The sequence below is a fragment of the Polynucleobacter sp. AP-Reno-20A-A9 genome (genome assembly GCF_018882085.1).
In the GTDB taxonomy this organism is placed as follows: Bacteria; Pseudomonadota; Gammaproteobacteria; order Burkholderiales; family Burkholderiaceae; genus Polynucleobacter.
Genome location: NZ_JACVPB010000019.1, coordinates 1 through 9,146 on the forward strand (window position 1 = coordinate 1; position 9,146 = coordinate 9,146).

13 protein-coding genes are annotated in these 9,146 nt (G+C 44.5%); 3 read left to right on the plus strand and 10 right to left on the minus strand.

From position 1 onward, the window contains the following. Positions 1-95: IS3 family transposase (locus ICN39_RS10865; RefSeq protein WP_216122719.1), on the plus strand; the 95-nt coding region annotated here is incomplete at its 5' end. A gap of 75 nt (positions 96-170) precedes the next feature. On the opposite strand, the gene ICN39_RS10870 is transcribed toward ICN39_RS10865, so the two are convergent. The 9 genes from ICN39_RS10870 to ICN39_RS10910 form a co-directional block, all read right to left on the minus strand. Next, positions 171-1,601, minus strand: a complete 1,431-nt coding sequence (locus tag ICN39_RS10870; RefSeq protein WP_255532465.1) for an amidohydrolase — start codon at positions 1,599-1,601, stop codon at positions 171-173. A gap of 22 nt (positions 1,602-1,623) precedes the next feature. Next, complete coding sequence (locus tag ICN39_RS10875) at positions 1,624-1,899, minus strand: hypothetical protein (protein ID WP_216234129.1); 276 nt, start codon at positions 1,897-1,899, stop codon at positions 1,624-1,626. A 127-nt stretch (positions 1,900-2,026) separates the two neighbouring features. After that, a complete protein-coding gene (locus ICN39_RS10880) occupies positions 2,027-3,136 on the minus strand; it encodes a linear amide C-N hydrolase (protein ID WP_216234130.1) in 1,110 nt (369 codons plus the stop codon). 43 nt (positions 3,137-3,179) lie between these two features. Further along, positions 3,180-3,527: a hypothetical protein gene (locus ICN39_RS10885; protein ID WP_216234131.1), complete on the minus strand. Its 348-nt coding sequence runs from the start codon at positions 3,525-3,527 to the stop codon at positions 3,180-3,182. Positions 3,528-3,532: 5 nt separating this feature from the next. Further along, positions 3,533-3,682, minus strand: a complete 150-nt coding sequence (locus tag ICN39_RS10890; protein ID WP_216234132.1) for a hypothetical protein — start codon at positions 3,680-3,682, stop codon at positions 3,533-3,535. Between the two features lie 22 nt (positions 3,683-3,704). Next, the gene (locus tag ICN39_RS10895) at positions 3,705-4,529 is read right to left on the minus strand and encodes a hypothetical protein (RefSeq protein WP_216234133.1); all 825 of its coding nucleotides are present in this window, start codon (positions 4,527-4,529) and stop codon (positions 3,705-3,707) included. Positions 4,530-4,626: 97 nt separating this feature from the next. Beyond that, positions 4,627-5,430, minus strand: coding sequence for a hypothetical protein (locus tag ICN39_RS10900; RefSeq protein WP_216234134.1), 804 nt, complete (start codon positions 5,428-5,430; stop codon positions 4,627-4,629). 62 nt (positions 5,431-5,492) lie between these two features. Next, on the minus strand, positions 5,493-5,891 hold the full coding sequence (locus ICN39_RS10905) for a hypothetical protein (protein WP_216234135.1): 399 nt from the start codon (positions 5,889-5,891) through the stop codon (positions 5,493-5,495). Between the two features lie 27 nt (positions 5,892-5,918). Then, entirely contained in the window at positions 5,919-6,458 is a 540-nt protein-coding gene (locus tag ICN39_RS10910) for an OmpA family protein (RefSeq protein WP_216234136.1), read from the minus strand. Between the two features lie 282 nt (positions 6,459-6,740). Here ICN39_RS10910 and ahpC point away from each other — a divergent pair, with 282 nt between their 5' ends. Together ahpC and ahpF are read left to right on the plus strand one after the other, a co-directional pair. Next, positions 6,741-7,304: an alkyl hydroperoxide reductase subunit C gene (gene ahpC, locus ICN39_RS10915; RefSeq protein WP_215391466.1), complete on the plus strand. Its 564-nt coding sequence runs from the start codon at positions 6,741-6,743 to the stop codon at positions 7,302-7,304. 98 nt (positions 7,305-7,402) lie between these two features. After that, entirely contained in the window at positions 7,403-8,980 is a 1,578-nt protein-coding gene (gene ahpF / locus ICN39_RS10920; RefSeq protein ID WP_216234137.1) for an alkyl hydroperoxide reductase subunit F, read from the plus strand. 70 nt (positions 8,981-9,050) lie between these two features. On the opposite strand, the gene ICN39_RS10925 is transcribed toward ahpF, so the two are convergent. Further along, a partial coding sequence (locus ICN39_RS10925) for an IS3 family transposase (protein ID WP_216233613.1) occupies positions 9,051-9,146 on the minus strand: 96 nt, incomplete at its 5' end.

Sequence of the window (9,146 nt, forward strand, 5' to 3'; positions counted from 1 at the left end):
AATATATCCACTACTACAACCATGATCGAATTAAGCAAAAACTAAAGGGACTGAGCCCGGTAAATTACCGAACTCAATCCCTCGTGCTAACCTAACTAAACTGTCCAACTTTTGGGGGTCAGTTCACCAGGGTTGGCTTTTTATACAGCTCTATTCTTAAGTCTGAAACATTACTCCAAAGACCTAGGCTTCTTTGTTTCCGATACTGGGATAACCTTACCGCCCAGGACTGTCGCATAAACACCAACATCCTTAATCTTGATTGCGGGGACAGTTTGCGGATCAGCATCTAAAACCGCAAAGTCTGCAAACTTGCCGGCTTCAATACTCCCCACCTTATCTTCCACCCCTAATGTGTAAGCAGCATTAATGGTGATCATCTTCATCGCATCAGAGGCAGTTACCGCCTCCGCTGGAGCCCACACCTTGCCGTCGTTATAAACATCCTTACGAGTCACTGCAGTCCACGCCTCTTTTAACGGCACAGGTGCAGACACAGGCGCGTCCGAATGAATAGAAGTAACAATACCATTACGAACCAAGGTACCTAGTCGAGTCGCATAAGATACGCGATCCATGCCTAAAGCTGGATACTCCAATTTAGCGCGCTCAGAAATATAAGAAATATTGGCGCTAACTACCGCACCCAGAGCCTTAATCTTCATTACCATTGCAGTCGATGGAATGCCAAAGTGGTTAATTGTGTAACGATGATCAAATCTCGGCTTGGCATCAATCATTAACTGCAAAGCATTAATAGAATTTTGATTACCAATATCACCATTGCTGTGAATATGAATGTGATAGCCCGCATCCCACCATGGCTTCATGGCAGCAGCAAAGTCTTGGGCTGACTTATAGTTTGATGATCCCAGGCTACCATCGGTATAACCTGGATGTTCCATACGCATGGTCTCTGGCAAATAACCACCATCACTATAGAACTTCACGCCCTGGAATATTAAGCGATCGTTGTCTTGCTGTTGTAGGGCCTGCGCTTCTGCAATTGCCTTATCACCATACTTCTGAATGAAGGGATCTGAGTAAACGACCGGAACAATTCGTAAAGCACCTGCTGAAGATTGACTAAAAGCCTTAGCAATCTTAATCTCCATGTCGATGTTCAAGGTTCCAAATGCTAAGTCACCAGAGGTGGTGATTCCGCCCTGCTGCATGAGATCACTCATATACAAATAGTCGGTAGGAATTTCACTGGGATTGAGAACATCTTTCCCTGCAATGCCTAGGATATAAGTTACCGCAGGGATCTCTAAAAACTGGCCGTTCAATTGACCATCTTTATCAACACCTACGCCCTTCACATTCTTGACTTTGTCAGGCGTAATGCCATAGAACTTGATGAAAGCGCTATTGACATACATATCGTGACCAGAGGCGTCCCAAACAATAATTGGCCTAGTACTAGAAGCCTGATCTAAAAGTTGGCGGTCAGGCATCTTTCCCATAGCCACTACGTCAAAGCCCCACGCCAACAAGGTCTTGTTCGGATCCTTGATGTCATCAGAGTATTTTTTAAGCTGCGCCATTGCTGACTGTAAATTAGTCACCCCAGGGAACGCTGGCCCCCATGGATTTGGCATTGGCGATGGCGTCAGCAATGGTTTATTGAACAAAATCCCGATTAATTTGCGTAGGGTACTTGCTCGTCCAAGGCTTCATATCTTCCAAAGAACCTACAGACAAAATACGCCCATCCGCAACAGCAACAGCGGTTGCATTCGGAATCGCCGGATCCATCGTGACAATTTTTTTAGCCACGAACACAGTGATATTGGTGACTTTGGGTGTTGATGGTGGATCAAGCAACTGAACCGCTGAAGCTAGGCTAGAAAAAAGACCAAGTACACCTAGATAAATAATTTTAGACTTTATATTCACTGGGGGCCTCTATAAAACTTTCATTTACAAAATACTAACCATACTTACATTGCAATCACCAATCTATTAAAAAAGAAGCTCGTCAAGCGAGCCTCTTTTCAATATCAGATGTCTTAGCTTAAAGCAATCAATTCACTGGAACCAAAATCTTAGGCTGAGCTAATTTGACATACTTTATTTCTTTGGCATTCACATCCATTTTCTTCAGATCGAATGCATAAATATTGCTGCTTTCAAACATCTTGACGTTGTAGACCATGGCTTTATTATTCGCCACGATAGTCCACTCAGTTACCTCATAGCCACCAGTGCCGCCACCATAAGGATTGCTAGCTGGCAAGGTCACCGATCCAGGGGGGATATCAAAGCTTCCTAGAATATGCCAAGCAGCTCCATCCATCTGAGTGTTGGTAAAGTTTGTTGGCACTGAGTTAGATAAAAATAGTGCGCGAATGAAACGGCTTGGGCTCAGGAAGTCTCCAGGAAGACCATGCAATCCATTACCAGAACTCGGTGCTGCGTAAGTAGCCCCATTAATAACTAGTGGCGGCTTTTCTACCTTAGAGAGGTTGGCATAATTTCCAATGCCATTTAGGTGATCCTGAAATGGGGGATCATTTGTCAACACAGTCGTTGGATTGTCCATGATAGATAATCCATTTTTGGAATACTCGACCACAATGCTTTTGCCATTGCTATCGTGCAATGTATAGTGCACTGGTGGGGTCTGATTACCGTAAACAGCCAACTTGGCGCCATTGACTTTAATCTTTGGCAGACCAGCCTTCACTTCATCAACAGTAGCAAAATTCGTCAGCACATAAGTGAGTACCTGAACTGAATTGATGCTACTGGATGACTCAGACTGAGTAACTGCTGGGTAAGCAGCGCTATTTGGAAAGTTGAGTACGCCTCCAATGAGCCCCTTTTCATTCATGCCGTCTACAAGCTCAGGTAAGCCAAGCGCATTCATTCCAGCTACTGCATATTTTGAAGACCAATTCAGACCTGAGCCATATTTACCATCAACACCAATTCCCTGGTGGGCATAAGCTCTTGGAATAGTAGTCAACTGTGAATTTAAGGGCAAGCCGAATTCCATTGTGCGTCCGTAAACATAGCCGCCATCACTACCCTTAAGCAAAAAGCTAGTACAAGCATTACTCACCAATGGTGCGAATGCCAAGGTCACTGAAACTGAAGCAGCTAGTACTTTATTAAACATCTTTTGTTTCATGATCAACTTCCTATCTTTTATAAGTTAGTACTACTGGAGTGAATTACTTCAGAATAACTAGTGTTGCTGTTGCACGAGCACCCCAACCCGATGGGCCACCAGGGGTGTTACTCACGTAATACATTGGGCCCGCACCGAAAGAAACAGGAACGCCATCAAACACCATCAATTTAGAGACGCCAACGTAAAGCGGATTCGTAGTGCGGTGCGCGTCATAGTTATATTGCGCCTCCATATTGACTGTGTATGTCCAGGCATCTTTATTGGTAAATGCAACAAATGGCTGCCCGTATAAATTATTTTGCGTGCCAAAGGTTGGATTGCCGCCCACATTCCAAGACTGGTAGCCAAGCAGGCCATAAGTCCATGGGCCATCACGATTTAGTACCACCCCTGTCACACCAGCACCAGTTTGCTGTGAGCCGAACCACCAGATTTCTCGGCAGCAATAGTGCCTGCACGAGCAGGAATCTCTTGAGAAAAAGTTGAGGATGCAAACACTCCGGCAGCTATCAATGCCACCACTATTTTAAAAACATAGTTCATAAATGACTTCTTAAAATGAGTGTTAGAACTTAAAGGTTGCGGCTAACTGCGGACCCTTAAAGGTAGTTTTTTGTAACAGGCCGTCACCCTTCATGTCGTAGTACATAGTGCGGTAGGCGAGAGATACATCAACCCATTTTTCAAAAGTCTTACCCACCCCAAGAACGCCCTGCCAAGTCATATTGGTTGTACCACCGCCGCCGCCGATATCAGCATAAAAAGGGATATACCAAGTAGAGTCAGCGATGCGGTAACGGCCTTTGAAACCTACAATCGGATCAGCAGTAGAAACTGATTTAGAGTCGACCGCGCTTCTCGAAAGTCCGAATGCCGATAAATCTAATGAAACAGTGGCTGTTGCCATAATGCCTCGCACACCAACCAAACCATCCAAATAAACGTTCTGGTTATTTAGCACGGTGTACGTAGCTGCGCCAGTAATAATATTCTGTTGCATCGTTACTTTATCTGCAGCACTAACTGGTACCGCCCCACCTGGTATCGGAGCCTTAACAGAAACAGTTGAGCCGCTTGTCGTTTGCAAAGTTGCAGAAACGAGGTCGCCCATGATGCCCCAATTACCATAATGCGCCTCAGCAGAAATCATGCCGCCAGACTTGAGATCTCCAAGTACGTTACTTGTAGAAAGTTTTGCGGTATTGAGGTAGCGATCGTTATAAAAGAGGGTAGAGGAAATACCGGATCCCCATAAATAAGGAGTGACCTCAAAGCGCCATTCATCTGAAATTTTTGGCAGTGGAGACAAGCCTTGATCAGCGTGAGCGACACTCACGGTGGTTGCTATTGCAAATGTAGCTAAAAGTGCTGACAGAATTTTCTTATTCATAAAAGAATCGATTGGATATAAGGTTGGCAGGGGGATATTTAATGCTAATTTTGGAACTTATTATAATCTTCATGACTAGCCACAAAAGGTTCAAGCTCTAAAAGTTGTAGGAGATCTTCGCATAGGTAGACCAGTCGTATTGGCGATAAGTTTGCAACACCTGTTTACTGGCCCCTACGGCAAATACCCAGTCTTTAAAAGGGCGATGGGTCACCATCGCATCAAGCGGCACAAACCAACCCCCACCAGCAGAGTTATAAACCGCCCCGTTTTCATCCCAAAAACGTAGCATGGTGTTTGGGGAAAGCTGAAAGCCAATGGTTGGGAACACCTGCAGGTTTCTGACCAATGCTGGTTGATTGGGGTTAATGGTCTGGCTATTATTTTTAGTATCAAAGCCGTACATATAGCGCAATAAGGGCGAGAAATCTGTCACGCCAAGTTCGCTATCGACCTCGGGCACAAATGACCACCCTAATTGCGGACCAACCGCCCACTGACCATTATTGCCAAATGGAAATATCACGCGACCACCAACCAAAGCGCCCAAGGGCTTTAGAAAAGTACGGTCTTGACCCCATATAGTGACCATGGTGTTACCTGCGCTGTATTGCCCTGAATTATTGGCCGAAGAAATAGAGTTGAAATTGGATGCATAAGAAGTATCAAGGCGTATACGTCCTCGCCAATCCCCTGCTGCCAAAGGGTTGTAGTAGCGTAATTTCAAAATATTTTGATAATTATCGTTATCGTCGTAATTGTGATAACCCCAGAACTCCAAGACCTTGCTATTCGTCAGTTGCTGAGAATCATTATCAAATTTTGAGAGGGGGACCAATAGGTCTTCAGCATAACTTGCTGAAGCAAAAAGACTGATGATGAGTAATAAAAATAATTTCATAAAAAGGCGATGCCACCCTAAGGTGGCATTTATTACATTTAACTCTTTAAATATTTTTCAGCTTACGGCGTTACAACGTGCCACACATTGTTAACATTATCACCCGTCTTATCGCCAGGATTTTTATCCTTAACGAAGAAGTACAGTGGCTTGCCTTTATAGGTCAATTGCTTTTGGCCATCATTACGACTAATGTAAGAAAAGTCACCGGACAGCTTAATGCCAGGCTCCACATAGACTGGAGGCCAGTTAGTCGCACAAGTTGCTACGCACTCCGACTTGCCTGAGCCAGCCTGATCCTTATCAAAGGTATAAATGGTCTTGCCATAGCTGCTGGTCAAAATACCATTGCTTACCTTTATAAAATCTGCTGATGAAGTTTTTACATCAGGTGTACCGGCACAGGCTGCCAATCCCAATACAACCGTTACTGCTGCGCAAAGTCTTAATAAATATTTCATTGTTGATCCTTTTATATAAGCTACGAATTAATTACCTGGACCAACTAAGGTAACCTCAATACGACGATTCTGTGCACGACCTTCCGGGGTAGCATTAGAAGCCACTGGATTAGACTCACCCATACCTTGCGCAGAAATAAGACCCTGACTTACGCCCTTACGAATCAGATAATCAACCACGTTATCCGCTCTCTTGGATGACAGATCCAGATTAGTTGTAATCCCTTGCTTGCGAAGTTCAGCGCCAATAGCGACGTTATCCGTGTAGCCACGAACTACTACCTTAGTGTTTTTGAAGCCAGATAATGTTGGCGCCATTTTTGCCAATACCTGTTCGGCCTTAGCATTCAAGCGATAGCCACCCTCTGGAAACAAAATTTTGTCACGGATCGTAATGCGCAGCTCACCCTGCAACTGGCGGATCTCGACTTCATCGCCTTGGTAGGCCTGTTGAAGCTGGCTATAAGCCTGATCCAATTGGTTATATTTGCCATCAGTCACGCAAGCGGTTAAGAGTGCAAGCGCTGAAATAGATAAGGCTATTAATCCTTGTTTCATGAAACTCATGTCATTCCTCCAGATTCAGTCAAAAATAAGCCTTACAGGCATTAAGAAGACTATAGCCCAAAGGCTTACTCAAGCCGCTTAAATACTTATAAAAATGGTAATTTGCCTAAAAAACTGGAAATATCCTGTTTTAAGCACGCTAAAGGCCCTCAAACCAATTATCTATAAATTCGATCATAAATATCAAATTTATTCATTAGACAAATAAACAACTGAGGTTCAAAATTCATCCAGTGGTAGTAGTTACTAAAGAAATTGATTAACCAACACTAGGAGCACAGTATGTCCATTATTAACACAGCAGTACAACCATTCAAAACCGAAGCTTTCCATAATGGCAAGTTTGTAACAGTTACTGACGAAACCCTCAAGGGCCACTGGTCAGTTTTGATTTTTATGCCTGCAGCATTTACTTTTAACTGTCCAACAGAAATTGAAGATGCAGCTGAGAACTATGCTGAATTCCAAAAAATGGGTGCTGAGGTTTACATCGTTACAACCGATACTCATTTCTCACACAAAGTTTGGCACGAGACTTCTCCTGCTGTTGGTAAAGCAAAGTTCCCACTCGTTGGCGACCCAACACATACATTGACAAACGCTTTCGGTGTTCATATTCCTGAAGCTGGTTTGGCATTGCGCGGCACATTCATCATCAACCCAGAAGGCATCATTAAGACAGCAGAGATTCATTCAAATGAAATCGCTCGCGATATTTCTGAAACTTTGCGTAAGTTGAAGGCTGCTCAGTACACAGCCGCACACCCAGGCGAAGTTTGTCCTGCTAAGTGGAAAGAAGGCGCAGCAACATTGACTCCATCTTTGGATCTCGTAGGCAAGATCTAACTTTAGTCAGTAATCCATAGACTCTCTTCGGAGAGTCTATTGGAGAGGACAAGATCCTGCCCAATAGACTCATCTAAAAAATACCCAAGGAAATCATCATGCTCGATACCAATATCAAATCCCAGTTGAAGGTATATTTTGAAAAGATTGTTAGCCCCATCGTTCTCGTGGCTAGCTTAGATGACAGCGATAGTTCCAAGCAGATGCTTGAACTCTTAAATGAAGTAGCTGAGCAGTCCGACAAGATCAGCTTGAAAACTGATGGCAAGAGCGAGCACATTCCTAGCTTTACCGTTAGCAAGACAGATCAAGCAGCTCGCATTACCTTTGCCGGCCTACCAATGGGTCACGAAATGACCTCTTTCATTTTGGCTATTTTGCAGGCCAGCGGCTACCCAGCCAAAGTAGAGCAAGAAGTTATTGATCGCATTGTCAAATTGGATGGCAAGCTCAGCTTTCAGACTTTCATCTCATTGTCGTGCCACAACTGCCCTGATGTTGTTCAGGCGCTGAACTTAATGGCTGCCCTCAATCCAAATGTAACCCATGAGATGGTGGACGGCGCTCTTTACCAAGGATTGGTGGATCAATACCAAATCATGGCTGTACCTACCGTCATTCTGAATGGTGAAGTATTTGGTCAAGGCCGCATGAGCGTTGAAGAGATTGTTGCCAAGTTAGATACATCAACCCCTAAAGAAGAAGCTGCAAAGCTTTCTGCCAAAGAATCCTTTGACGTTTTAGTTATTGGTGGCGGACCTGCTGGCGCTGCTGCTGCAATCTATGCTGCACGCAAAGGTATTCGTACCGGTATTGTGGCTGAACGTTTTGGCGGACAAGTCATGGACACCATGGGTATTGAAAACTTCATTTCCGTGAAAGAAACTGAAGGGCCTAAGTTGGTTCAAGCACTTGAGCAACACGTGAAGAGCTATGAAGTCGACATCATGAACTTACAGCGCGCCAATGCTTTGCGCAAAACGAATCATGGCCTTGAAGTGGAATTAGCCAATGGCGCAGTCCTTACTAGCAAGTCTGTAATCATCAGCACTGGCGCTCGCTGGAGAGAAATGAATGTTCCTGGCGAACAAGAATACCGCGGCAAAGGGGTTGCATATTGCCCTCACTGTGACGGCCCTTTATTTAAAGGTAAGCGTGTAGCCGTAATTGGTGGTGGTAACTCTGGCGTTGAGGCTGCGATTGATTTGGCAGGTATTGTTAGCCACGTAACCCTCATCGAGTTTGACAGTAAATTGCGTGCGGACGCAGTGTTGCAGAAGAAGATGGCTAGTATGCCAAACGTAACCGTCATCATGAGCGCGCTCACTAAAGAAGTATTAGGCGCTAATGGCAAAGTCAATGGCTTGCGCTACGAAGACCGCACCAACAATACTGAGCACACCATAGAACTAGAAGGCATCTTTGTGCAAATCGGCTTGTTACCAAACACTGATTGGCTGAAAGGTAGCATTGATCTGTCTAAGCACGGTGAAGTGATCGTCGATGCAAAAGGCGAAACCTCTTTGCCGGGTGTATTCGCAGCCGGAGACTGCACTACCGTTCCATACAAGCAAATCATTATTGCCATGGGAGAAGGCGCCAAAGCATCACTGGGAGCATTTGATTACCTCATTCGCTCATCGGTTACTGAGCCACAAGAAGCGGTCGCTGCATAAGCAATAATCTACCGATAGCAAAACAAAAGGGAGTCTTTCTGAACTGACCCACAAAAGTTGGACAGTTTTGTTAGGTTACCAGAAGGGATTGAGTTCGGTAATGAACCGGGCTCAATCCCTTTAGTTTTTGTTTGATCCGATCATGGTTGTAGTAGTGGATGTATTC